Raw genomic sequence first — 24,080 nt, 5'->3', positions numbered from 1 at the left:
CTTCCACCCACAACGCGGAGCCCATCACCATGGATGACGTCATCATCATCGGCGGCAGCTTTGCCGGTCTCGCCGCCGCCCTGCAACTCGGCCGTGCCCGCCGCAAGGTGACCGTTCTCGATACGGGGCTGCCGCGCAATCGCTTCGCGGGCCACTCGCATGGCCTGCTCGGCCACGATCACAAGCCACCGCTGGACATCCTGGCCGAAGCGCGGCGGCAGCTGGCGCGCTATCCCACCGTCAGGCTGGTCAATGCCCGGGCCGACAGCATCTCCGGCGCCATCGATGATTTCACCGTTCTCACCGGGGACGGCGAAAGCCTTGGGGCGCGCCGCCTGATCCTGAGCTATGGCGTCGTTGACCAGATGCCTGATGTTCCGGGCTTTGCGGAAGGTTGGGGGAAAGCCATTGTGCCTTGCCCCTATTGCGACGGCTTTGAAGTCGCCGACCAGCATTGGGGCCTCGTCTGGTCCGGTCCGCAGTCGCACAATCATGTCAGGCTGTTCCACGATGGGACCGACAGGTTGACGCTCTTCGCCGACGGTCACGACATTGCGCCCGACGTCCGGGCCGATCTGGCGCGTCGCCGCATTCCAGTCGTCGCCGGCCGGATCACCGAGGTCGCCCATCACGGGGACCATAACGCCATCGTCAAGCTCGATACCGGTCCCGATGTCGCGGTCGACATCCTGTTCGCGCACCCACGCAACAAGCCGTCCGCAAGCCTGCATGAATCATTGGGCCTGGCCACGGTCGATACGCCCCTTGGCGTCGTTCTCAAGGTCGACGAGCGCCGCGAAACCAGCATGCCCGGCATCTACGCCGCCGGCGACCTCGCCAACCCCCTAATGCCATCGGTCACCACGGCATCATCACAGGGCGCGATGGCGGGTATCTTCGCCCAGCAGTCGATGCTGGTTTGAATGGCCGCCTCCAACCGGTGCGGGGCATCCGGCGCACCTTGTCCGCGTCCTTGCCACTGGCCGTCGATGTCACTTCCGGGATTGGCTGCGGAGAGCGGGCAATGTGCTTCAAAATGCCCGCTATCGATCCGAAGCCGGCATTACGCGCAGGGGCGCGGTATTGGCGCGGGGGAGACCCTGTCGACCGCGCGGACGCATGGGGCCGCGGGTTTTGATGGAGATGAAGGGATCCAGGCCGCAACGCCCGCGGATTGCCGCATCTTCACAGCCCATCTACATACGCCAATGTCGGCTGAAGGCTGCTGATGACTCCGGCAAAAAGACCGCTATATTTCGAGCTCCCAGACGAAGGAGGTTGGAATGTTCATGACCCAGAAGCATCTGAAAATTGCACGTACGCTCGGCGTGGCGATCGTCGCCCTGAGCCTTGGCGCCTGCGCCACCTACAAGGACGAGTTCGCGACGATCAACTCGCGCCTCGATCAGCTCGACACGAAGGTGCAGGGCGCGGCTCAAAGCGCCGAATCCGCCAATCAGTCCGCGCAGCAGGCCAACCAGCGGTTGGATCAGATGGAAGGCCGCCTGCAGCGGCTCGAAAGCGCGCCGCGCCGCTCGCCGCGCGGTTGATCGTTCTGCATCATTTGTGACGAACGGTTTGAACCTGGGACCCGGCGGCCTTGCTGGCCGCCGGTCTCCTTTCTTCATCCAGCCTTCGTTTTGAGGAACCGTCCCATCCGTACTTATCTGCACCCTGTGATCCGGACCGCCACTGGCGCGCTGGCGCTGACGCTGGCGCTCGCGACTGTCGGCGTGGCCACCGCGAAGGATGCCACCGCGCAACCGGTATCCGCCGTCGACCAACTGCCGCGAGGGCAGGAAGTGTCCGATACGGTGATTGAGCTCGCGGGCTGGGTGGTCGCAAGCAAGGACAACCTGGGCTATCCGTTCGCGGTCCTGGACAAGGCCGCCGCACAGATCCTGGTGTTCGGCGGTGACGGCCGGCTTCGCGGCGCGGCGCCCGGACTCTTTGGCTCGGCCATCGGCGATCACACGGCCCCAGGCATCGCCGGCCTCGCGCTTCGCGAAATTCCGGGCCGGGATCGCACGACGCCGGCCGGGCGCTTTGTGGGCGGCTTCGGCCCGTCCATCGACGCGGGGCGCGTGCTGTGGGTGGACTACGAATCCGCGGTCTCCATCCACCCGACCGCGACGGGTGTCCCGGCCGAGAAGCGCCCCGAACGCCTGGCGTCGCCATCGCCGGACGACAACCGCGTCACGCATGGCTGCATCAACGTCTCGCCCGAGTTTTACGAGCAGGTCATCCAGCCGACGTTCGAGCGGGGCGGGGTGTTCTACATCCTGCCGGACAAGGCGTCGCTGGCGGAGACCTTCCCGGAGTTCGCGCAGAGTCGCCAGACGGCGCGTGGCAACGACGGAAAACGCTCGCGGCGCGCCAACAAGTGACGGACGCGTAGGCGTATTGCCTGGGGTGCGCGGAGCATGCGTCCTCGACCCCGGCATCCGTCGCCCGGCAGTCGATGCTGGTTTGAATGGCCGCTCCAATCAATGCGGCACATCCAGCGCCATGATCAAACGGCGCCGCAAGGCTCGAACGGATTGTCAGGCGGCGCCTGCGGGTGGCATCGCGATGACAACCTTGCCCCTTGCCCGGCCCCGTTCCACGTAGGCGATCGCCTCGAGTGTCTCGTCGAACCCGAACGTGCGGCCGAGGATCGGACGCAGCGCGCCAGCATCATGGAGCGCGGAGAGTGTCCGCAGTTGTTGACCATCGGCACGCCCATGCGGAGGCATTCTCCTGTCGCGCGCCTGCCCGGATGACTCACCCCTGGTGGACGAGATCCTGGAGACGTGCCGCGGGCGGATTCTTGCGTCACTAACCACCCAAGACGACGCGGAGAGGGGAACTTCGCGCGGAAAGCGGCCCGGCGATTCGTTCTGACCGAGCGTTGCTTCGTAGGGCGGCAATCCAGGGTTCGCATCGAACAGCCAAGGCCAACGGCCAACCCGTGGGCTGACGAACAGCCATCTCGCCAACCATGCGTTCAGCAGGGCATCCCGGCCATAGGCTTCTCTATTGCGGCAATCCTATGCGTGCGAGCGCGATCGATTGCGCGAACGTGTCGCGGGTCAGTTCGCGTTTTTTTAAGACGATTCCTAAAGAAATCGCCATTCGGTCTCTTCAAGAATCGATGGCAACGAAAGTTAGCATCGCTAGCTTTCATGGGGGCCCGTCCCGGGAGACCGAGCGCTCTTTCCCGTTCGTGCGGTATGCGTTGAGCAGTCTCTGGTCGCCGAGGCATGCCTGTCTGTCTCCCCCGTGGGGATCGTCATTCGAGCGTGGCCATGCGTCATGCAGGGAGTTCATAGAAGCACCATGAATTACATTGTCCGAATCCTGCTGGCAGCTTCGCTGTGTGTGTTGGCGCATGAGAGCCATGCGATGGTCTGCGTAAAAGATCGGCCCCCGACAGGTGGAGGGACTGTCACCCACAAGCAGGACATCGGTACCACGGTCGCAGTACCCAGAGTGCTGCCCGCGGGCACGGTCTTGTGGCGATCGCCCACCTATACCTTCGTCATCACCTGCTTTCATGATCGCGATGCCGGTGTCGAGAACGTCTACTTCTACATGAGTCCCGACGACCCGAATTTGAGCAAATTGGGGAGGGATGTGGAAATAGGGATCGGACTGGTAGGTCCTGCCGATGGTAGCGGTCCGGGCGACAAGCGCTGTTCCGCCATCGGCGGGGGACAGGGGGGAGGAAACTGCAAGATCAAGCTCGATGCTGTCGTCCCCGCTTGCTGGGGAACGCAGGGCCGGGGATGTGGCGGCACCCGGTTCATGGTCAAGTTCACGTTGACCTTCAACTTCTTTCTGGCAAAGCGCTCAGGACCCGGCAGTGGTCAGGATGGCCCGCTGACCGGCATACGCGGTGAGTATCCCATCTTCCAACTGGATGGCGCGCAGGCGCTCAACAACGAGCCAGACCGGAACCTGCGCATGATCGTGACCGGCCTGGATAAGCTGCACTACGTTGCCTGCGCCTCCACCCTGTCCATCGAACCCGGAACCATTCGGTTTGGTGGCATCCATTCGATGTACGCCGAGCGGGACAAGACCGCCAAGGTCGTGCCTTTCAGCATCACCGCCAGGAAACCCTGCACCAGCGTGTACGCGCTGACTGCCCTGATGAAACCCCTCAACGGCACCATTCAGCCCGGCAATCATGTGCTGGTGCCGAACGACAACCCGTCGGTGGGCATCACCCTGCGGCGTGCGGAAGACGAAAGCGCCGTTCCCTTCAATCAGGAGTTTGACCTGATTCCTCGCACCGGTGACATGGTGGTGGTGAAGAAGTTCTTCGCCCAGCTCAAATGGCTGACTGACAAACCCACCCTCGGTCCCTTCAGTACCGGCGCGACGATTGATGTCTACTACAAGTGACGTCCGACACAAGGTGGCGGAAAACGCGCAAGGGAGCGTGCGTCATTTCATGCTGATACCGAAGGGAAGGGTATGGAACGTGACATGGATTGCATTGGAGTTCCGGGCGCTCGTTCGGTTGCAACAAGAGCACAAGTTCGCCACCATCGGCATCGGGAAGTAGCACAAGGGGGAAGGGATGCACATGTGGTTGTTGCTGGTCGCGGTGGGGCTGCCAGTGTTTCTGGTACTGGGCACGGTCCTGTTGTGGCGTCGTGTGCTGGCGCGCGACAACCGTCGCTCTCCGCTCACCATCTCCCTGCATCATCAGGCCGGAGAGCAATTGCGCCGGTCACTGGACAGGGCCACGGATGATTTCTACGAAGCCATGGGCATGGCGGTCGCGCTGGGACCCCTCTTCCTGTCCGGCTGGATGCTGGCAAGGCTGGGCAAGCTCGACTGGTCGAAAATCCGCTTCGGTTGGGGCGATGTCATCCTGGGGCTGGCGGCCGCGGCGATGCTGGCGTGGATCATCCGCAAGGTGATCATCAACGGACAGACGGTTCGCAAGCTGCGACAGGGACTCGAAGCCGAGCTGGCCACCGCACAGTGCCTGACCCCGCTGATCGGCGAGGGATGCTACGTCCTGCACGACATTCCGGCTGACAAGTTCAACATCGATCACGTGGTCATCTCGCCGCATGCGGTGTTTGCGGTGGAATCCAAGTCGCGGATGAAGCCGGAACAGGGTGGAAAGGAGAACGCCAGGGTGCGCTATGACGGCAAGACCCTGCGGTTTCCGGAACATGTTGAAACCAAGCCCCTGGACCAGGCCAAGGGGCAGGCGAGATGGTTGCAGAAGGCGTTGACGGACGCGCTGGGGGAACCGGTGAAGGTCGTGCCCGTGCTGTCGCTGCCGGGCTGGTTCGTGGAAGGACGGGGAGGACGGGAGGACGTCGTGGTCTGCAATCCGGTCAATCCCCGCTTCATGCTCCTGCCTGCCTTTGGCGATCCGCTCCCGGAAGCCTTGCGCAAGCGGGTTCTCAACGAGCTGACAAAGCGTTATCCGGGACAGGGCTGACGGGTACAGCCTCTGGAGGCAACCCCATTGGCTTGTTAGTCGGACTTGGCGGACCTAAGATCCTGCCGTACCAAGGGGCGCGACGGGGTCTATTTCGGATATGTCGCTTAGCCGTACTCGAACGGCCATTTATCAGCATTTGCCATCAGGAGACGTAATGTCGCGCTTGTTTTTTCTACTATTCCTGCTTCCCTTCACCCTGCATGCGCGTGATTTCAAATCAGAGAGCGAGACCAAGGCGTTCTCCGATTCGGTAATGAAGGAAGTCGCGACAGGTAATCTGAAAGGCGGATTCGATCAGATCGGTGCCGTCTATACCGTCATTCCCAAGGTGGAACTTGATGCGCTGGCCAGTCAGGCCATGCTCCAGGTTCCCGTCATGGAGGCGAGGTTCGGAAAGAGCATCGGATATGAGTTCATCTCCGAAAGCCGGGCCGGCGATTCGGTGCTCAAGTACGTCTATCTTCAAAAGTTCGAGAAGCACGCCATCGTCTGGCAGTTTGTGTTCTATCGTCCTGGGCAGGCGTGGATCCTGAACTCGTTCAAGTATAGGGATTCGGTGCTCGACGAGCTCTGACGGCTGAGCGTTCATGCCACTGGGGCCGCCACGCGTCGCTTGTTGGCTGAACCCAACGATTTCAAAATGAACTAGTGTCGTTGAATCAGCGAATCGCCGGATCGAACATGAAAATTGCGCAAACCTTATTCCTGCTTGTTTGCCTGTTTTCGGCGCCCCATTTGCATGCGGCGGATACGGCGGGGGCGGAAGAGTCGCCTCATGCAGAAGCGATTCGCCTTGTCATGCAACATCGTGCTGACGAGGTCAGGAAGATGGATGAGGCGGATCAATGGTGGCATGACACGGAAGAGCGGACCTGGTCGGCCAAACGTCCTTTTGGGCCTGGTGTTGTCGACAGTACCCACCTCTTCATTGTCACGTATGCAATCGATGGTCATATCGTAGGCACCTGGAGGGTGGATACCCGAACCGGCGAAGTAGCAGGCCCAGCTGAATCCATTTCAGCCGAGTGAGGATGTATCAACTCGAACTGGATTTCCTTTCTGGCGGGATGCAGCCGCCGTCTCGTCGAGCTAAAGAAATGATAGGAGAGGGCGATTGATAGAACTCCCCATAAGAGACCCCTGCGATCTTTGTGAAACGGCGGGACGCGAAGACAGATGGGCGGTCATCGATGAGGGCGAACATACGCTTACCGTGATCAATCCCTGGCAATTCGAAGTCGGCCAGTGTTGTGTCATCACACGCCGGCATGTCGCCACGCTGCTCGATCTTTCCCGCCAGGAATGCGAGGAAGTACTGGTGTCGGCCAAGCGGCTCGCGGAGGCGCTGGTCAGGACATATCAGCCCCTTGGAATACTGACGTTCCAGAACAACGGGGTCTACAGCGGACAGGAAACACCGCACTTCCATTTCCATGTCGTGCCCCGGCAGAAAGGCAGCGACTGGGGCATCGGGCCACCCCAACTCGCGACCTTCGATGGTGCCGGACGTCAACGGGGGACGCCGCACGATCCGAGCGGGGATGCGCAGCGTCTGGCCAGGGTTCGGGTTTCCGCCGGGCAGTTGGCTGAAACCGCTGCCTTGATCCGGTCGAATCTGCCGAACTAGCCAGTTGATTCCTGTGGGCGGCTGAGCTGTCCGGAAACACGCAGGCGGAAGTCGCGGGGCGAATCGGAAGTGCCGCTTTTGCGCCTGTTCGCTGGTTTGGCCGAGTGGTTATATCAGGTGGACTGAGGATGGCAGCCCATAGGGTGTTCCGTAAATGTACGAATAGCCCGGTTCCGGGTACCTGCTACCAGGTAATCAAATGGTCATGACAGATGAATCCAAACTACTGAAACAACTGGAATTGGAGCTGCTCGATCCCGCTGGCCGTTCCGATTCCGTTCTTCTGGACAGGCTCATCGCGGACGACTTCATTGAAGTGGCAGCCAGCGGCAGGGCGTTTGGAAAGGACGAGGTGCTCGCTCGCCTTCCTTCGGAGACGGGCATTTTGTTTCGCGCCGAAGATCTCACGGTGCGCCTGATCGCGCCCACGGTCGGTCTTGTTACTTACTCGGTAACCCGTACCGCGGGCGGCGCGCCCGCCGTATCCAGGCGCTGCTCAATCTGGCGCCTCGACCAGAAGCAGTGGCGCATGGTCTACCACCAGGGGACAGCCGAACTCAGCCAGGAATCCGCGCAATCACCTTGATCTCGAAGTCGAAGCCCGCCAGCCAGTTCACGCCGACCGCAGTCCAGTTCGGATAGGGCGCCTTGGGGAATATTTCGCTCTTGATCTTCATGACGGTGCCGAACTGGCGTTCCGGGTCGGTATGGAAGGTGGTCACGTCGACAATGTCGTCCAGCCCGCAGCCACCGGCTTCCAGCGTCGCTTCGAGATTGGCGAACGCCAGCCGGACCTGCGCTTCGAAGTCCGGTTCGGGCGAACCATCGCCGCGGCTGCCGACCTGGCCGGAAACAAACAGCAGATCGCCCGATCGGATCGCGGCGGAATAGGTCTGGGAGGAGTAGAGGTCGTGCCGGCCGGCAGGGAATACGGGGTCACGCGGTGTCATGGGGATGCTCCTGTTGTTGTCAGGTTATGCGGCCGGGCGCGCGGCGTCCGGCAGCTTGGCGACGGCCTTGATCTCGAACTGAAAGCCGTACAGCCACGTCACGCCGATACCGGTCAGCGCGGGATGCGGCGCCTCGCCCCAGAATTCGGGCACGATTTTCCACGCGCGTTCGAAGTTCCGCTCCGGGTCGACGAGGAAGACGGTGACGTCCACGACGTCGTCGAAGGTGCAGCCGGCTTCGGCCAGGATGGCGTTGAGGTTGCGGAAGGCCTGGCGCACCTGGTCCTCGAAATCCGGCTCCGGCGAGCCGTCCTCGCGGCTGCCGACCTGCCCGGACACGAACAGGAAACCGTTGGAACGCACCGCCGGGGAATAGCGGTTGCGCTCGTACAGGGCACGGCGGCCCGGGGGAAAGACGACATCACGGGTACTCATGGAAATCTCCTGATGGGGCGGCGCCCGGTTTCTGCCGCTCACTCTAGGTAGCCGCCCTGGAGGGATAAACACGCTGAACGCGGGATCACTGTTTGTAGAATCCAAACAATCCCAACGTCCGGAACCCCCATGGACCGTCTCGATGCGATGCAGGCCTTCGTCCGCGTGGTGGAAACCGGCAGTTTTACCAAGGCGGCCGAGACCTTGCAGTCCAGCAAGACCCGCGTCACCCAACTGGTGCAGCAACTGGAAACCCATCTGCGGGTCAAGCTGCTGAACCGCACGACGCGCAAGGTCAATGTCACCGCCGACGGCGCCGCCTACTACGAGCGGGTGGTGCGCCTGCTGGGCGACCTGGACGACGCCGAGACCAGTCTGTCCGCTGCTTCCGCATCGCCGCGCGGGCGCCTGCGCGTGGACGTGCCCGCACCGCTGGCCAGTCTGGTGCTGGTGCCGGCGCTTCCGGATTTCCACGCGCGCTATCCGGATATCCAGCTCGATCTGGGCGCGAGCGATCGCAAGGTGGATTTGATCGACGAGAACGTGGACTGCGTGGTACGCGGCGGCGAACTCGCCGACCCGTCCCTGCGCGCCCGCCATGTCGCCGATCTGCCGCTCGGCGTCTATGCCGCACCGGCCTACCTCGCGCGCAACGGCACGCCGGCGCATCCGCAGGCACTGGAAGACAGCCGGCACCGCATCGTCGGCTACCGCAGCTCGCGCATCCGCAGTGCCTTGATGTCTCCCCTGCGCCAGGGCGGGGAAGAGGTGCGCGTGCAGGGACGCCACGTATTGTCGGTGGATGACGGCAACGCCTATCTGGCCGCCGGGGTGGCCGGCCTGGGGGTGATTTGGCTGCCGCAATACATGGCCAATGGACCGACGGCGCGCGGCGAGTTGGTGCGGCTGTTCGAGGACTGGCAACTCGACGCGATGCCGTTGTATCTGGCGTTCCCGCCCAGCCGGCACGTCAGCCGCAAGCTGCGGGTGTTCATCGACTGGGTGGTGGAACTGATGGCGCGGCACGCGCCGGCCATCCAGCCGCCGGGGACGCCGGCGTCGCGATGAGACGCCGTGGCTGGATGCCCTCAGCTGATCGCATTCAACAAGCCCATCAACCGGTACGGCTTGGGAATGAACTCGAACCGTTCCGGCAGCTGCGGCAGATGCCCCAGCTGATGGCCGGAGGCGACGATGATTTTCGCCGCGGGATTGAGTCGCGCGGCCTCGTGGGCCACGTCGATACCGGACACGCCGTCCGGCATGCTCACATCGGTAATCACCGAATCGAACGGGATGCCGGTATGGAGCAGTTCCAGTGCATCGCGGCCGTTGGCGGCCACGCAGACCTCGAACCCTTCCGAAGACAGGGCGTCGGCCACGACTTCAGCGATGTCGGGCTCGTCTTCAACGAACAGGACCCTGCGAACCTTCTCCATCGTCTTTCTCCATGCCTGCGGGCAACCAGATGCGGAACGTGGCGCCTTGACCGGGACTGCTGGCGAGTTGGACAAATCCACCGGACTGGGAAGCCAGGCCGAACACCTGGCTGAGTCCGAGGCCACTTCCCTTTCCTACTTCCTTGGTTGTGAAGAAGGGGTCGAATACCCTGGCTTGCAGCTCGACGGGGATGCCGGGCCCGTCATCGCTGACCTCGGCACAGACGTGCAGCGAGGGCTCGCTGTCGGGCTGCAGGGGATTGTTCATCAGGGCGGCGGACGTCCGCACGACGATGCTGCCGTTCCCGGACAGGGCGTCGCGGCTGTTGCAGACGAGGTTGAGGATGGCCGCTTCCAACTGGGCCCGATCCACCAGCACGAGCGGGAGATGATCGGACAGCTCGAAGCGCAGGCTGACCTGATCCGCGCAGGCACGCTCGAACAGGTCGGCCGACTTGCGAATGAGTTCGCTCAGGTGGGTAGGTTGTGAAAGCAGGTTCTGCCCGCGTCCGAAGGTCAGCAATTGGCGGGTGAGCAGGGCGCCACGGTCGCAGGCGCGGATGGCGGCCTTCAGCGGCGAGGCGATGTTGTCGTTGCCGACCGTCCTGGCCGCGATCACGTCCAGGCTGTTGAGGATGACCGTGAGCAGGTTGTTGAAGTCGTGCGCCAGCCCCAGGGTGAGCTTGCCGATGGCCTCCATCTTCTGCGCCTGCAGCAGGGCGTCGCGCGCTTCCTCCAGTCGCTTCTGCGCCGAATACCGCTCGGTCACGTCGCGCGTGACCTTGGCGAATCCGATCAAATCGCCATCCTCCCAGATGGGTTCGATGACGATGCTGGCCAGGAACCGGCTGCCGTCCTTGCGCACGCGCCAGCCTTCGGCGGAGAGGCCGCCGTTTTCGGCGGCGGCGCGGAGATTGTTGCGCGGAACCTCGGCGGCGATGTCCTCGGGCGTGTAGAAGCGGGAGAAATGCTCGCCGATGATTTCCCGCGCGGAATAACCCTTGATGCGCTGGCCGCCCGGATTCCAGGAGCAGATGTAGCCTTCGGGATCGAGCATGTAGATGGCGTAGTCCGTGACGCTCTTGATGAGCAAAGACAACTGCCTGGATTCGTCCTCCAGTGTCTTGGGTTGGCTGAGTCTGAGCATGTGAATGTCTCGTGGCCCCATGCCTGAAAACTAGGATGCTGTTTGTTAAAAAGGAGTGAGTTCGGCCCCTCGATTCTTGCAGGACCCGTCCCGAGAGCGTATATGTGTAGGACTTGCTGAGCGGCAGCTCATTCTCGCCATCCATCCAAGGCGACCACACTTCCTTTCGGCACACACTCATGGCCTTGTGGCCAAGGATGCATCGTGTCCCGAGGTCGTCGTCAGGTGTTTGTCCTGCATGTGGGCGCCGCGCAGTCCGTCGGTCCGGACGAGTTGCGGGTCATGTGGGCGACTGCCTGCGGTTCGCTGGATATCAACGTGACGCGGCAGGCGCGCGGTGGCGAGCACCCGGGACGCCCGAGCTACGGACTCTGGGTGGGCGAGACGTTCGACCGGCACGGCGCGGAAGCCCGGATGCGGGATCTGCTCATGGCGCGCGGCTATTTGTTCACTCTCAGAAGTACGGCCCAGTAGGAGGTTGCATGGCGTTCGACATTGGAATCGGGAAGTGCCGTTCGATCACGAACGATACGGTGGATGTGTGGGTGGACAGTTCCGTGGTCCGCCGGATTCTCCCCGATGTGGCGTGGAAGCAGGCCGGCATCAGCGTGCTGCGGATTCCGCAGACGGTGTGCAGCACGGTCCGACCGCTGGTCGTTGGCGAGGAAGTGTTTCTGGGCAGCGACGCACTGAACGCGAAGAGCTTCGGCCAGCTCGACTTCCACGGCACCGGGGATTTCAGCCGTGTTGGCCTGGGAAAGCTGGTGCCCGTCCTCGACGAAAGCCAGCCGCCGCCGCCGAGCCGGAAGAACAGCTGGCGCTGAAGCGTCGCCCGCCAAGGCTGTTCACCCGGAAAAGGTCGCCACTGCTGCGGATTGTCCGCCCGTTCCAGCTCGGCTAAAGTGCCGCGACCGGCGGGGGACGGGCGATGACAGGGAAGTTGGACCAATGGATCATGGGAGTGGCCTGGTTGCTGGCCGGCCTGTGCGGCACGGCTTCGGCGCAGTCGCTGGACCGCATCACCCTCAACGCGCCCGAGCTGTCAGCCGGCGCCTATACCTGGGACGCACCCGGCGCGCGCATCGAAGAAAGCCTGGAACCGGGCGATGAAATCTACGGCGGTACCCTGAATCTGACGCCCAGGGGCGGACCGGGTGGCGAGTACCGCGTGCGTGTGCAGTTTGAAACCAGCCTGGGCATCAGCGGAGAAGGTCCGCATGTGGACCTGATCGACTTCCGCCATTGCGTATCGGAATGGCATGTCGCCAGCAGCGCCGACGGGCGCCGTTTCACCGTGCCAACACCGACCGACGAGGAATCCGGATGTGTTCCCCGGGCCACTCCCGATGAAATCCGCGTCGCCGCCCGCGAGGCATTGGCCGGTTGGAGCGACACGCAGGAGACCACGGAGCATTGGCTAGGCCTCATCAAGGACATCAAGTCACCGGCCGACTCGCCGATGTATTCGACCATCAGCGAAATCAGAATCCAGGTGGAAGCGCGTGTGGACGGTCGCTGGAAACCGGTGACGCGACTGGTGTTTGCGGTGCCGATGGGATGTTGAATGGCGCAACACGGGCGCCCGGAACGACAGGACCTTGGGAGGGGGAATGTACGAGGAACGCGTGGAAATCTATTCCGACCGCACCAACGCGGTCGTGCTGCGCCATCACGGTCGCAAGCATCCCGGCGTGCTGGTGCAGGGCGATGCATTGTTCATGATGTTCCAGTGTGCCGATGCGGCGTGCGAGGCCGCGCGTGGCGTGCTTCCTGCGGAAGCACAGGATGAACTCACCGACTTGCGCGATACGTTGCTGGCCTATCTGGATCACTACAAGACCGTGCTGGGTGAGCACGGACTTGTTCCACCATTTCACGAACACGCGTAGGAGAGTGAGCACGCCCCACCGTCATCTTTGGACCGGAAGCGGAGAGGTGAGCAGAGAACAGACGCCCACCTTCGACGGGCAAAGAATTGGCGGACTGGGACCGGTCCATGGCAAGGAGGTGTTCGATGCGATTCCTGAGAGAAGGCTTGGCGCTGCTCGCCGGTGTCGTGGGCTTCGTCCTGGGGGCTTTGGGAGCCTTGGCTGTGTTGATGCGCCTGCTCATCCCGGACGGCGATTGCCAATCACCCTGCGATGGGCCTGCCTACATCGCCATGTGGATAGGCGTTTTTGTCGCGCCGGTGGTGGGGGTCATTTGCGGAGGACTGGCTTACTGTGGAATGGCATATTGGAACAAGCGTCAATGACCTCAGGCGAACCACGATTATGAAGCGAACAAGGAGGAAGAATGCGGATTGAGTCACCACACCACTTCTGGGATGCAGGAAGGTGGTTTCTGATTGCGTTCGCCACTGCGGGCGCAATCGCGGTGGTCCTGGAAAGAAATGGGCATGGACCCGGACTCTCTATCCTCCTGGCCTGGGGCATCAATCTTGTCGTAGCCTGGAAACTGGGTAGGGCGCACGCGGTGCGCGGTGTACGCCGATGGGCGGTGACCTGTGCGGCGGCGCTGGGTCCCCCGCTGTCGTTTTTCCTGCTCTTTCGGATGTGGCCGACAATCGCGCAGGCATGACCTGGGTATGCTTTGACCCACCCTAAGAGGACGGCGGGGTCTTCTGGCGCCACAGCCAGATCGCCAGCGGCACGAAGCTCAGGTAGACCAGCGGCAGGTAGAGCGTGCCGTAGAGCGCGTCGAACTTCGGTCCGATGAGGTAGCTGTCGATCATTCGCAGGAACAGTCGCACGGCATTCAGGCCGAAGGCCCACAGCGCCAGCCAGTGCATGCGGTCGCGGCCCAGCGCGAGGCATGCCAGCACGCTGCCCAGCAGCCACGACAGGCCCAGCGGGAAGTACAGCGCGTACTGCACCGACTGGAAGCTGCCCTGCGCGGCCAGGATGCGTGCGTGTTCGGCCGTGTCGGTGGTGGCCCGGTATTGCTCCGGCAGGGCCAGGTAGACATGGAACAGCTCCACCGCGCGCAACTGGACTTCCAGCAGGCAGAACACGAAGAAGCCGAGGAACGCCAACACCGCCAGTGCAGGATTGCGCCGCCAGGCGATACCGCAGGCCACCAGGAACAGATAGGCCAGCCCGAAGAACGACAGCAGCATGCTGGTCGCGCGCGCCAGGTTGAGCGGATGTGGCCCCTGCAACAGTTGCTGCACGGGATCGCCGGCTTCCGGCAGATGCCCGAACACGTACCACTGGAACGATTGCACGGCGACGTAAATCAAGGCGACGACAGCGGCGATGCGACGGTGCCGAGGGGTATCGAACATGCGGACTCCCGGAACGGGGACGGGAACGAACGGCGCAAGCGTACCCGAATCGGAGCGCCGGGCGAGGGCTGGCCTCCGTTTTATGCATGCGTCTTTTCTGTTGATAGTGGTCTGATGCGCAGGCCACTGATGCCTGTAAAAGTCCCTTCCCCCGCGCTGCGGGGGAAGGTGCCCGAAGGGCGGATGGGGGCGCTCCTTCGCCCTGCCGTCCTGGCTCGCTCGCCACCCTGTGAAAGCCGAGCACGGACTGGTCTGACCCGGCAGGCCGCGGATATTTCACCCGTCCCGCGAAACCCGCAGACGGATGCCTCTCAACCGTCCAGCATCGCTTGCGCCAGATCGGCGACGGCGAAGTCCGAGGCGATGTCCTGTTCGTCCTCATCCTCCAGGAACCATGCCGCCGACAGGCCGGCGAAGGCGACCACCCAACGCAGCAGGCGTTGCGGCTCCAACCGCGCAGCCTCGGCAATCACATCGAATTGACGATGGAAGCGTTCGGGCCGGGTGACGGTGGGCAGGTCCGGATTGGTCAGCAGGTTGGCGTAGTCGAAGCCGCGTTCACCGGTGACGCATTTGGGATCGATGGCGAGCCAGCCGCGCTCGTCGAAGTCCAACACGTTGCGGTGATGCATGTCGCCGTGCAGGACCACTGGATCCTGCGGATCGTCCAGCAGCCCCAGCGCCATGGTCCAGCAACGCGCGAAGCGGGCATCGATTCCGGCCACGGCTTCCAGCGAACGAAACCACGGCCGCAGCGGCACCAGGTGCGCTGGCGGCGGAGCGGCGCGTGGCGCATGCAGGCGGGCGAGGGTGGCGCAGAGGATGCGGCTGGCTTCATCGTCCCGGCCGTCCAGCGCCATCGCGAACAGATCGCGCGTGCCGGTGGCGCGTTCCATCAGCAGGGTGTCGTCTTCATGCCCATACACGTGCGCGGCGCCGTCGCCGTTCCACCAGCGCAGCAATGCGCCGCCGGATTTTTCTTCCGGCGTCAGTGCCCGCTTGAGCATGGCGGGGCGGCCCCGCCAGCGCACCGGCAGCAATTGGCTGCCGGGCGTGGCGAAGGCGTCACCATCAACGGTGAGTTGCCATTGATCGAGCAGGGGCTGCCAGTCGGAGGAGGGAGGCTTCATGCGACCGGATCATAGCCAACCTCGTCGACACTATCGGATCCTGGGCCGGCATCCCTGTGGGAGCGACGTCAGTCGCGAACCTGTCAATCCGGATCGACGCTCGTCAGGACGCGTTTGGCATCGCGAATCGCAACTGACGTCGCTCCCACAAGAGGAGGTTCAAAAGAAAAAGGCCGCGTCGCGGCCTTTTCTTTTGACTCATGCGGCGGGTTGCCGCAGCGCTTCCGAATCCCAGCCGGGACGCGGGGCGAAGCGGTCGCCGTGGCGCGCCTGCAGGGCCTTGAGCCTGGCCAGCAGCGTGTCGGCGCCGGTGCTGCGGATGTACTGGATGGGGCCGCCACGGAACGGCGCGAAACCGGTGCCGAAGATCACGCCGGCATCCAGCAGATCGCCGTCGGACACCACGCCATCGTGCAGGCAGGCCACCGCTTCATTGAGCAGCGGCAGGATCAGGCGGTCCTCCAGATCCTCCGGCGCCTTGTAGTCCTGCGGCACCTCCGGCTTGACCGGCTTGCCGTTCTCCCACTTGTACAGACCCTGGCCGTCCTTCTTGCCGCGCTTGCCGGATTCCACGTTGCCCAGGGCGGCGGGAACCGTGAGGCCGAGGAACGGAGCCAGTTCCATGCCTACGCCGGCGGCCACGTCCAGGCCGACGGTGTCGATCAGTTCGATCGGTCCCATCGGCATGCCGAACTTCACCGCCGCCTTGTCGATGACCGGGCCGGGAATGCCTTCGGCATACGCGTTGGCCGCTTCCAGCATGTACGGGAACAGCACGCGGTTGACCAGGAAGCCGGGCGTGCCGGCGACCGGCACCGGCAGCTTGTCGATGGCCTTGCAGAACGCCGCCAGGCGCTTTTCGGTCTCCGGCGCCATCGCGTCGTGGCGGATGATTTCCACCAGCGGCATCAACGCGACCGGATTGAAGTAGTGCAGGCCGGCGAACTGCGCCGGTCGCTGGATGTGCTCGCGCAGCTCGGTCAACGGAATGGACGAGGTGTTGGTGGTCAGCAGCGCGTCGGGTTTCAGGCGCGGCTCGACCGACTGGTACAGATCACGCTTGGCTTCCGGGTTCTCGATGATCGCCTCGATCACCAGATCCGCTTCCGGCACGCCGTCGCCGGCCAGGTCGCTCTTCAGCCGCGCGGCCACCGCCGGACGCTTGGCCTCGTCCTTCACCCGCTTGGCGAACAGTTCCTGCGCGCGGGTCATCGCGCCGTCGATGAAGCGCTGCTCGCGATCCTGCAGGGTGACTTCGAAACCCTTGTAGGCCGACCAGGCGGCGATGTCGCCGCCCATCACGCCGGCGCCGACCACGTGCACGCGCTGGATGCCGTGATCCTTGCCGCCCAGGCCCTTGAGCCGCTCGGTCAGGAAGAAGATCCGCACCAGGTTGCGCGCGGTCGGGGTGGACGCCAGCTTGACCACCGCCTTGCGCTCGGCGTCCAGGCGGCCCTGGATGCCCTTGCCGCCGGATTGCTGCCAGGTGTTGATGAGCGCGTAGGGCGCGGGGTAGTGCGCGCGCGGCGCCTTGCGGGCGACCTGCTTGGTCATCTGCGGCGCCAGGATCTTGCGCGCGATCCAGGTGTTGCTGATCCAGCCCAGGAAGCGCTGCTGAAACGGACGCTGCACGCCGTTCTGGATCAGGCCGATGGCGGTGTCCAGCAATACCGCCGGTTCCACCACCTTGTCCACCAGGCCCATCGCGCGGGCGGCGCTGGCCGACAACGTGCGGCCGGTGAGCATCATGTCCATCGCCTTGGGCGAGCCGATCAGCCGCGGCAGGCGCGCGCTGCCGCCCCAGCCCGGGAAGATGCCCAGCTTCACCTCGGGCAGGCCGATGCGGGTGGACGCGTCACTGGAGGCGACGCGATAGCGGCAGGCCAGCGAAATCTCGGTGCCGCCGCCCATGCAGAAGCCGTGGATGGCCGAGACGGTCGGGCAGGGCAGTTCGGCCAGCTTCTGGAACACGGTCTGGCCGCGACGGATGGCGTCGTTGACGGTGCCGCGGCGATCGAATTCCTGGAACTCCTTCAGGTCCGCGCCGGCGATGAAACCGGAGCTCTTGGCCGAGCGCAGCACCAACCCCTTGGGCGGGTCGATGGCGAGGCGTTCGAGCAGATCGGACAGCTCGATCAACGCGTCCTGGGAGAACGCGTTGACGCTGGCACCCTGGCGGTCGAAGCTGAGGACGACGATGCCGTCGCTGCGCAGTTCGGTCTGCCAGTGACTGAATCGAAGCCCATCGAAGTTTGCGGCCATGATCGGACCATCCGTTTACGTATGGACAAGACCGCTATCATCCCGAGGTTGTTTAACCCGCGTCAAATCCGCATATCCGGGAGAGGGGTTGATCGACGGCCGGGGAAATGATCCCGCGCCGGCGGTTAAATTCTTGATATCCCGCCGGTTTTTCCCGGCTGGCATGCCGGTTCCGGGCGTTGTTGCCCGGAGCCGCGCGATGGCCCGGCCCGGAGCGCCGGCGGGATGGGAAACGGGGCCGGTCAGGCCCGCGACCCACCCGTGAACTTTTTTCCGCGGATGCGGTCACATTGCCCGGCTGATGGCCGAGCTCACAGGAGTGCAGCCCGGCATGGCCGGAACCGATTCAACACAGGAGTTGGACCTCGAACTGGTCAAGCGGGTGCAGCGCGGCGACAGCGCAGCCTTCGATCTGCTGGTGCGCAAGTACCAGCATCGGGTGGTGGCCCTGATCGGGCGCTACATCCATGACTGGAGCGAATGCCAGGACGTGGCCCAGGAAACCTTCCTGCGCGCTTATCGCGCGCTGGGGAACTTCCGCGGCGATGCCCAGTTCTATACGTGGCTTCATCGGATTGCAGTGAATACCGCCAAGAACCATCTTGTAGCGCACAACCGCAGGCCGCCGACGGATGACGTCGACGCCGCCGACGCCGAGCAGTACGACGCCGGCAGTCGCCTTCGCGACACGGATACCCCCGAACGCGAATTGATGCGCCAGGAACTGGAGCGCACGGTCATGAAGGCCGTGGACGCGCTGCCCGAGGAATTGAGGACCGCCATCACCCTGCGCGAGGTGGAAGGTCTGAGCTATGAGGAAATCGCGCAGAAGATGGATTGCCCCATCGGCACCGTGCGTTCCCGCATTTTCCGTGCGCGTGAAGCCATCGATGCCGAGTTGCGACCCTTGCTCGATACAGAAAGTGCCACCCGGGAGCGTAGCCGCCCATGACCGTAGAACTCGACAAACTGGACATCCACAACCGCCAGCAGCTTTCGGCGTTGATGGACGGCGAGTTGTCGCCCGATGAAGCCCGTTTCCTGCTGCGCCGCCTGCAGCACGACGGCGAACTGAACGCTTGCTGGGAACGCTGGCAGCTGTGCGGCGACGTGCTGCGTGGCCAGGCCCAGGCGCCGGCACCGGAAGGTTTCGCCGCCCGGGTGGCGCTGGCCGTGGCCGCCGAGGCCCGCCAACCGGCCGCCAACCAGGAAGCGACCGGCGCGCCGCGCGGCCGGCTGGCACGCTGGGGCGGCGGTGCATTGGCCGCCTCGGTCGCACTGGTCGCCTTGTTCATGGTTCGCCAGCAGGCCCCGCAGGAGGACGCCGCTTCCGCCGCACCGTCGGTGGCCGCGGTGCCAGCCGCGCCGGCCGAAGACGCGGGTGTTCCCGCCACCGTCGCCGATACCGGCACCCTGGCCGATGGCGCCGGAGCGGCCGAACAGGCCCTGGCTTCGGCGGCGACCGCCGCGGTGGCCGTGGCCAGCGTGCCGCGTCGTGCCGATGCCGCTTCCCGCCGCAGCGCCACCCGCACCCAGCAGGCGGCCCGCAGCGCCGCGGGCCGGGTGATGCGCGAGCCGGTCCGGGCCGTGGCCCGCACCACGCCGCCGGTCGCGGTGCCCGCCGTCGCCAACAACGCACCTGTCCTGCCGGCATCCGCGCCTCCGGCGAGCGCGATCGCCCGCAATGGCGATCCGTTCTCGCCGGGACCGGCCGCCCCGCAGGCCCGGCCGTGGCCGCGCTCGACGCTGTCGCAATACCCGGCCAGCGGCGCCTTCAACGCCGGTTTCTCCAGCGACGCGGGCGCCCGTACGTTCTATCCGTTCGAGCCTTCCACCGAGGCCTCGTCGGTACCGCCGGTCGAACCGGCCCGCGCGCCGCAGCGCTGAATCGCGGCCGCACCGTCATTCCCCGGCGCGGGACCGCGCCGGGTTTCCCACCCCAAGAACCGTCATCCGCAATCGAGGCCCGCATTCGATGAGTCTGAGTGCCCGTTCCAACGTGTTGTCCCTGCTGATCCTCACCGTGCCGCTGGCCGCCTGCGCGCGCCCGGCCGATCCCGCGCCGGCGACGCCGGTCGCCGCGTCGGTGCCCGCGGTGGCGCAATCGTCCGCGCCGCAACTGGTGAGCGGCCTGCCGGATTTCACCAACCTGGTCGAACAGGTCGGTCCCGGCGTGGTCAACATCGAAGCCCAGATCGGCAGCCGCCGGACCGCCGACGCCGGCGAGGCGATGGGCGAGGACGAGATTCCCGAATTCTTCCGCCGCATGCTGCCGCCGGGCTTCCAGATGCCGGGCCCGGGGGATCGCGGCCGTGGCCCGCGCGGCGTCTCCGCCGGTTCGGGTTTCATCATTTCCGCCGACGGCTACGTGCTGACCAACCACCACGTGATCGACGGCGCCGACGAGGTGAAGGTGAAGCTGCCGGATCGCCGCGAGTTCACCGCCAAGGTGATCGGCAGCGACCAGCAGTACGACGTGGCGCTGCTGAAAATCGAGGCCAAGGGCCTGCCGGTGGTGCGCCTGGGTGATTCCAGGACGCTCAAGCCGGGCCAGTGGGTGGTGGCGATCGGTTCGCCGTTCGGCCTGGACCATTCGGTCACCGCCGGCGTGGTCAGCGCGGTCGGTCGCAGCACCGGCGGCCAGGAACAGCGCTACGTACCCTTCATCCAGACCGACGTGGCCATCAACCAGGGCAACTCCGGTGGGCCGCTGCTCAACACCCGCGGTGAAGTGGTCGGCATCAACTCGCAGATCTTCTCCGCCTCCGGCGGCTACATGGGCATCAGCTTCGCGATTCCGATCGATCTGGCGATGGGCGCGGTGGACCAGCTGAAGGCGACCGGCAAGGTCAGCCGTGGGCAGTTGGGCGTGGTCGTCGAGCCGCTGACGACGGAAAAGGCACGTGGCATGGGGGCTGCCGATACCCGCGGTGCCCTGGTCAATCAGGTCCTGGAGGACAGCCCGGCGGCGAAGGCCGGCCTGGTGCCTGGCGACATCATCACCGGCTTCAACGGTGCGCGTATCAACGATTCCTCGGATCTGCCGCCACTGGTGGGCGCGCTGACCCCGGGCACCAAGGCCACCATCACGGTGATCCGTGATGGCAAGCCCAAGGACCTGAGTGTGACCCTGACCGAGCTCAGCGAGGAATCGGCTTCCGCCAGTGGCCTGCCGGCCGTCCCGGGCAAGCCGGCCCAGACCTCCGGCAACAATCCGCTGGGTATCGTCGGCCAGGATCTGGACGCGAATGCCCGCAAGCAGATGGGCCTGAAGGCGGGCGAGGGCGTGTTGATCTCGCGCATCAATGGCAGCGCCGCCCGTGAAGCCGGGTTGGCGCCGGGCATGGTGGTGCTGCAGGTCGGGCGCACGCCGGTCGGTTCGGCCGCCGCGCTCAACGGCCAGCTCAAGGACGTCAAGGCGGGTCAGACCGTGATGTTGCTGGTCCGGCAGGGCGGCGTGACGCGCTTCCTGGCGGTGACCGCCGACGACGCCAAGCCGTAAGCCTGCTTCCACGGCTGCTTTCGGACGCCCGCCGGAGGTCCCGGCGGGCGTTCATGTTTGTGGGGCACAGGTAGGGATTGCCTCCGGCCATGCGATAATGCCCCGTTATCCTGACGACGGCCGTGGCCGCCGCCCCCACATGTCCTCTGATTCCATGCGGAACATCCGCAATTTCTCCATCATCGCGCACGTCGACCACGGCAAGTCGACCCTGGCCGATCGCATCATCCAGCTTTGCGGCGGCCTCCAGGCCCGCGAAATGGAAGCGCAGGTGCTCGACTCCAATCCGATCGAACGCGAGCGCGGCATCACCATCAAGGCACAGTCCGTATCCCTGCCGTACAAGGCCAAGGACGGGCAGACCTATTTCCTGAACTTCATCGACACCCCCGGCCACGTCGACTTCAGTTATGAAGTCTCGCGTTCGCTGGCGGCCTGCGAGGGCGCGCTGCTGGTGGTCGATGCCGCCCAGGGCGTGGAAGCGCAGTCGGTCGCCAATTGCTACACCGCGGTGGAGCAGGGGCTGGAAGTGGTGCCGGTGCTGAACAAGATCGACCTGCCCACGGCCGACATCGAGCGTGCCAAGAGCGAGATCGAGGCGGTCATCGGCATCGACGCCGAGGACGCGGTGCCGGTCAGCGCCAAGACCGGCCTGAACGTGGATCTGGTGCTGGAAGCCATCGTCCAGCGCATCCCGCCGCCGCAGCCGCGCGACACCGACAAGCTGCAGGCGCTGATCATCGATTCCTGGTTCGACAACTACCTGGGCGTGGTCTCGCTGGTGCGGGTCATGCAGGGCGACATCGTTCCGGGCAGCAAGATCCTGGTGATGTCGACCGGCCGTACCCACCAGGTCGACAGCGTCGGCGTGTTCACCCCCAAGCGCAAGGTACTGTCGAAGCTGGGCGCCGGCGAGGTGGGCTGGATCACCGCGTCCATCAAGGACGTGCACGGCGCGCCGGTCGGCGACACCCTGACCCTGGCCAGCGACCCGGCGCCCAAGCCGCTGCCCGGCTTCCAGGAAATGCAGCCGCGCGTGTTCGCCGGCCTGTTTCCGGTGGATGCCGAGGACTACCCGGCGCTGCGCGAGGCGCTGGAGAAGTTGCGCCTGAACGACGCGGCGCTGCGCTTCGAGCCGGAAAGCTCCGAGGCGATGGGCTTCGGTTTCCGCTGCGGCTTCCTGGGCATGCTGCACATGGAAATCGTGCAGGAGCGCCTGGAGCGCGAGTACGACCTGAACCTGATCAGCACCGCGCCGACGGTGGTGTACGAAATCCTGAAGACCGATGACACGGTGATGCCGCTGGACAACCCGGCCAAGCTGCCGCCGGTGAACCAGATCGAGGAGATCCGCGAACCGATCATCCGCGCCAACATCCTGACCCCGCCCGACTACGTGGGCAGCGTGATCACGCTGTGCGAGGAGAAGCGCGGCAGCCAGATCGGCATCACCTACATGGGCAGCCAGGTGCAGATCAGCTACGAACTGCCGATGGCCGAAGTCGTGCTGGATTTCTTCGACAAGCTCAAGTCGGTGAGTCGCGGTTACGCTTCGCTGGACTACCACTTCCTGCGCTTCCAGGCCGGCCCGTTCGTACGGGTGGACACCCTGATCAACGGCGACAAGGTCGATGCGCTGTCGCTGATCGTCCACCGCGGCCAGGCCGATCGCCGCGGCCGCGAGCTGACCGAGAAGATGCGCGAACTGATTCCGCGGCAGATGTTCGACGTGGCCATCCAGGCCGCGGTGGGCTCGCAGATCATCGCCCGCAGCACGGTCAAGGCCATGCGCAAGAACGTGTTGGCCAAATGCTATGGTGGCGACATCACCCGCAAGAAGAAGTTGCTGGAGAAGCAGAAGGAAGGCAAGAAGCGGATGAAGCAGGTCGGCCGGGTGGAAATCCCGCAGGAAGCCTTCCTGGCGGTGCTGCAGGTCGACAACAAGTAAGCTGGGCGTCGGGATTGCGGCGAGGAACCGGGCCGATGATGGCCCCGCTCCAGACGAATCCCCACTCCCGAATCCCCAATCCCGTTCCGAAGGAACACTAGATGGTCTGGTTCGAAACTATCCTGGTCGTGTTGACGCTGCTCACCGGCGTTATCTGGCTGCTCGACAAGCTGTTCTTCGCCAAGCGCCGTGCCGCGCGCGGCGGGTTGCTGGACGAGGAACCGGTGCTGGTGGACTACTCGCGGGCGTTCTTCCCGGTGCTGGCGATCGTGCTGGTGCTGCGCAGCTTCGTCGCCGAGCCGTACAAGATCCCGTCCAGCTCGATGATGCCGAACCTGCTGATCGGCGACTTCATCCTGGTCAACAAGTTCGCCTATGGCCTGCGCCTGCCGATCAACAACCGCAAGTTCGTCGCCATCGGCGAACCCAAGCGTGGCGACGTGGTGGTGTTCAAGCCGCCGCACGACCCGGAGAACAACTGGATCAAGCGCGTGATCGGCCTGCCGGGCGACCGCATCGGCTTCCAGGGCAATACGGTTTCCATCAACGGCCAGCCGCTGGCCTACCAGACCCTGGGCACCTACGCCGGCCGTGGCCTGCCGATGGGTGCCGAGAGCGCGACCCTGCTGGAGGAACAGCTCCCGGGCCGCCCGCACAAGGTGCTGGAAGTGCTGGAGCGGGCCACCGGCGAGGGCGAGTGGATCGTGCCGCCGGGCCACTATTTCGTGATGGGCGACAATCGTGATAATAGCGAGGACGGCCGGCTGTGGACCCAGACCCACTTCCTGCCGGAAGAGAACCTGCGCGGCAAGGCTTTCCTGATCTGGCTGAACTGCGAGGACTGGTTCTGCAAGGGGAGCTTCGAACCGTCCCGGATCGGCAACCGCATCCAGTGACGGCAA

General features: G+C 64.6%; 26 protein-coding genes and 1 pseudogene. 20 read left to right on the top strand and 7 right to left on the bottom strand.

Annotation, left to right across the window (positions count from 1 at the left end):
* Positions 1-29 precede the first annotated feature (29 nt).
* From FHW78_RS03145 to FHW78_RS03100, 9 genes are all read left to right on the top strand, one after another.
* On the top strand, positions 30-923 hold the full coding sequence (locus FHW78_RS03145; RefSeq protein ID WP_183637580.1) for an NAD(P)/FAD-dependent oxidoreductase: 894 nt from the start codon (positions 30-32) through the stop codon (positions 921-923).
* A gap of 360 nt (positions 924-1,283) precedes the next feature.
* Positions 1,284-1,550: a hypothetical protein gene (locus FHW78_RS03140; protein ID WP_183637577.1), complete on the top strand. Its 267-nt coding sequence runs from the start codon at positions 1,284-1,286 to the stop codon at positions 1,548-1,550.
* A 150-nt stretch (positions 1,551-1,700) separates the two neighbouring features.
* On the top strand, positions 1,701-2,387 hold the full coding sequence (locus FHW78_RS03135) for a L,D-transpeptidase (RefSeq protein WP_183641106.1): 687 nt from the start codon (positions 1,701-1,703) through the stop codon (positions 2,385-2,387).
* A gap of 931 nt (positions 2,388-3,318) precedes the next feature.
* Complete coding sequence (locus FHW78_RS03125) at positions 3,319-4,389, top strand: fimbrial protein (RefSeq protein ID WP_183637571.1); 1,071 nt, start codon at positions 3,319-3,321, stop codon at positions 4,387-4,389.
* Between the two features lie 184 nt (positions 4,390-4,573).
* Positions 4,574-5,449: a nuclease-related domain-containing protein gene (locus tag FHW78_RS03120; protein ID WP_183637568.1), complete on the top strand. Its 876-nt coding sequence runs from the start codon at positions 4,574-4,576 to the stop codon at positions 5,447-5,449.
* A gap of 157 nt (positions 5,450-5,606) precedes the next feature.
* The gene (locus FHW78_RS03115) at positions 5,607-6,026 is read left to right on the top strand and encodes a hypothetical protein (protein WP_183637565.1); all 420 of its coding nucleotides are present in this window, start codon (positions 5,607-5,609) and stop codon (positions 6,024-6,026) included.
* Positions 6,027-6,133: 107 nt separating this feature from the next.
* The gene (locus FHW78_RS03110; RefSeq protein ID WP_183637562.1) at positions 6,134-6,481 is read left to right on the top strand and encodes a hypothetical protein; all 348 of its coding nucleotides are present in this window, start codon (positions 6,134-6,136) and stop codon (positions 6,479-6,481) included.
* Positions 6,482-6,566: 85 nt separating this feature from the next.
* The gene (locus tag FHW78_RS03105) at positions 6,567-7,079 is read left to right on the top strand and encodes an HIT family protein (RefSeq protein ID WP_183637559.1); all 513 of its coding nucleotides are present in this window, start codon (positions 6,567-6,569) and stop codon (positions 7,077-7,079) included.
* 205 nt (positions 7,080-7,284) lie between these two features.
* Positions 7,285-7,665, top strand: coding sequence for a DUF4440 domain-containing protein (locus FHW78_RS03100; RefSeq protein WP_183637556.1), 381 nt, complete (start codon positions 7,285-7,287; stop codon positions 7,663-7,665).
* On the opposite strand, the gene FHW78_RS03095 is transcribed toward FHW78_RS03100, so the two are convergent.
* Both FHW78_RS03095 and FHW78_RS03090 read right to left on the bottom strand, forming a co-directional pair.
* Positions 7,637-8,029, bottom strand: coding sequence for a RidA family protein (locus tag FHW78_RS03095; RefSeq protein ID WP_183637552.1), 393 nt, complete (start codon positions 8,027-8,029; stop codon positions 7,637-7,639). The genes FHW78_RS03100 and FHW78_RS03095 overlap by 29 nt on opposite strands.
* A 24-nt stretch (positions 8,030-8,053) precedes the next feature.
* Positions 8,054-8,464, bottom strand: a complete 411-nt coding sequence (locus FHW78_RS03090; protein WP_183637549.1) for a RidA family protein — start codon at positions 8,462-8,464, stop codon at positions 8,054-8,056.
* A gap of 129 nt (positions 8,465-8,593) precedes the next feature.
* Here FHW78_RS03090 and FHW78_RS03085 point away from each other — a divergent pair, with 129 nt between their 5' ends.
* A complete protein-coding gene (locus FHW78_RS03085; RefSeq protein WP_183637546.1) occupies positions 8,594-9,532 on the top strand; it encodes a LysR family transcriptional regulator in 939 nt (312 codons plus the stop codon).
* A gap of 20 nt (positions 9,533-9,552) precedes the next feature.
* Here the strand turns inward: FHW78_RS03085 and FHW78_RS03080 are convergent, their stop codons facing one another.
* Positions 9,553-9,903, bottom strand: a complete 351-nt coding sequence (locus FHW78_RS03080; protein WP_183637543.1) for a response regulator — start codon at positions 9,901-9,903, stop codon at positions 9,553-9,555.
* A pseudogene (locus FHW78_RS03075) lies at positions 9,872-11,043 on the bottom strand (ATP-binding protein); the annotation flags it as partial. The pseudogene FHW78_RS03075 and the gene FHW78_RS03080, both read right to left, overlap by 32 nt.
* A gap of 211 nt (positions 11,044-11,254) precedes the next feature.
* Between FHW78_RS03075 and FHW78_RS03070 the strand changes: the two are divergent.
* The 5 genes from FHW78_RS03070 to FHW78_RS03050 all read left to right on the top strand — a co-directional run bounded on the left by FHW78_RS03070 (position 11,255) and on the right by FHW78_RS03050 (position 13,304).
* The gene (locus tag FHW78_RS03070) at positions 11,255-11,524 is read left to right on the top strand and encodes a hypothetical protein (RefSeq protein WP_183637538.1); all 270 of its coding nucleotides are present in this window, start codon (positions 11,255-11,257) and stop codon (positions 11,522-11,524) included.
* Between the two features lie 8 nt (positions 11,525-11,532).
* The gene (locus FHW78_RS03065; protein WP_183637536.1) at positions 11,533-11,874 is read left to right on the top strand and encodes a hypothetical protein; all 342 of its coding nucleotides are present in this window, start codon (positions 11,533-11,535) and stop codon (positions 11,872-11,874) included.
* A gap of 104 nt (positions 11,875-11,978) precedes the next feature.
* Positions 11,979-12,614 carry a hypothetical protein gene (locus tag FHW78_RS03060; RefSeq protein ID WP_183637533.1) on the top strand — a complete coding sequence of 212 codons (636 nt, stop codon included), beginning with the start codon at positions 11,979-11,981 and terminating at the stop codon, positions 12,612-12,614.
* 46 nt (positions 12,615-12,660) lie between these two features.
* The gene (locus FHW78_RS03055; protein ID WP_183637530.1) at positions 12,661-12,939 is read left to right on the top strand and encodes a hypothetical protein; all 279 of its coding nucleotides are present in this window, start codon (positions 12,661-12,663) and stop codon (positions 12,937-12,939) included.
* Between the two features lie 125 nt (positions 12,940-13,064).
* Positions 13,065-13,304 carry a hypothetical protein gene (locus tag FHW78_RS03050; protein WP_183637527.1) on the top strand — a complete coding sequence of 80 codons (240 nt, stop codon included), beginning with the start codon at positions 13,065-13,067 and terminating at the stop codon, positions 13,302-13,304.
* 348 nt (positions 13,305-13,652) lie between these two features.
* Here FHW78_RS03050 and FHW78_RS03045 read toward each other — a convergent pair whose 3' ends face one another.
* From FHW78_RS03045 to FHW78_RS03035, 3 genes are all read right to left on the bottom strand, one after another.
* Positions 13,653-14,336 (bottom strand): hypothetical protein, encoded by a 684-nt coding sequence (locus tag FHW78_RS03045; protein WP_183637525.1) that lies wholly within the window; start codon positions 14,334-14,336, stop codon positions 13,653-13,655.
* A gap of 311 nt (positions 14,337-14,647) precedes the next feature.
* A complete protein-coding gene (locus FHW78_RS03040; RefSeq protein WP_183637523.1) occupies positions 14,648-15,466 on the bottom strand; it encodes an aminoglycoside phosphotransferase family protein in 819 nt (272 codons plus the stop codon).
* A gap of 198 nt (positions 15,467-15,664) precedes the next feature.
* Complete coding sequence (locus tag FHW78_RS03035) at positions 15,665-17,728, bottom strand: 3-hydroxyacyl-CoA dehydrogenase NAD-binding domain-containing protein (protein WP_183637521.1); 2,064 nt, start codon at positions 17,726-17,728, stop codon at positions 15,665-15,667.
* Positions 17,729-18,059: 331 nt separating this feature from the next.
* Between FHW78_RS03035 and rpoE the strand changes: the two genes are divergently transcribed.
* The 5 genes from rpoE to lepB all read left to right on the top strand — a co-directional run bounded on the left by rpoE (position 18,060) and on the right by lepB (position 24,074).
* Positions 18,060-18,680, top strand: a complete 621-nt coding sequence (gene rpoE / locus FHW78_RS03030; protein ID WP_141456371.1) for an RNA polymerase sigma factor RpoE — start codon at positions 18,060-18,062, stop codon at positions 18,678-18,680.
* Entirely contained in the window at positions 18,677-19,615 is a 939-nt protein-coding gene (locus tag FHW78_RS03025; RefSeq protein ID WP_183637519.1) for a sigma-E factor negative regulatory protein, read from the top strand. Before rpoE ends, FHW78_RS03025 begins: the two co-directional genes overlap by 4 nt.
* 88 nt (positions 19,616-19,703) lie before the next feature.
* On the top strand, positions 19,704-21,230 hold the full coding sequence (locus tag FHW78_RS03020) for a DegQ family serine endoprotease (RefSeq protein ID WP_183637517.1): 1,527 nt from the start codon (positions 19,704-19,706) through the stop codon (positions 21,228-21,230).
* Positions 21,231-21,369: 139 nt separating this feature from the next.
* Positions 21,370-23,178: a translation elongation factor 4 gene (gene lepA, locus FHW78_RS03015; protein WP_183637515.1), complete on the top strand. Its 1,809-nt coding sequence runs from the start codon at positions 21,370-21,372 to the stop codon at positions 23,176-23,178.
* A 101-nt stretch (positions 23,179-23,279) separates the two neighbouring features.
* Positions 23,280-24,074, top strand: coding sequence for a signal peptidase I (lepB, locus tag FHW78_RS03010; protein WP_183637513.1), 795 nt, complete (start codon positions 23,280-23,282; stop codon positions 24,072-24,074).
* The last annotated feature ends 6 nt before the right edge of the window (positions 24,075-24,080 follow it).

The organism is Pseudoxanthomonas sp. OG2 (genome assembly GCF_014192765.1).
In the GTDB taxonomy this organism is placed as follows: domain Bacteria; phylum Pseudomonadota; class Gammaproteobacteria; order Xanthomonadales; family Xanthomonadaceae; genus Pseudoxanthomonas_A; species Pseudoxanthomonas_A beigongshangi.
Note: the sequence above shows the minus strand (reverse complement) of the source record. Positions and strands in the feature narration are given on the sequence as shown.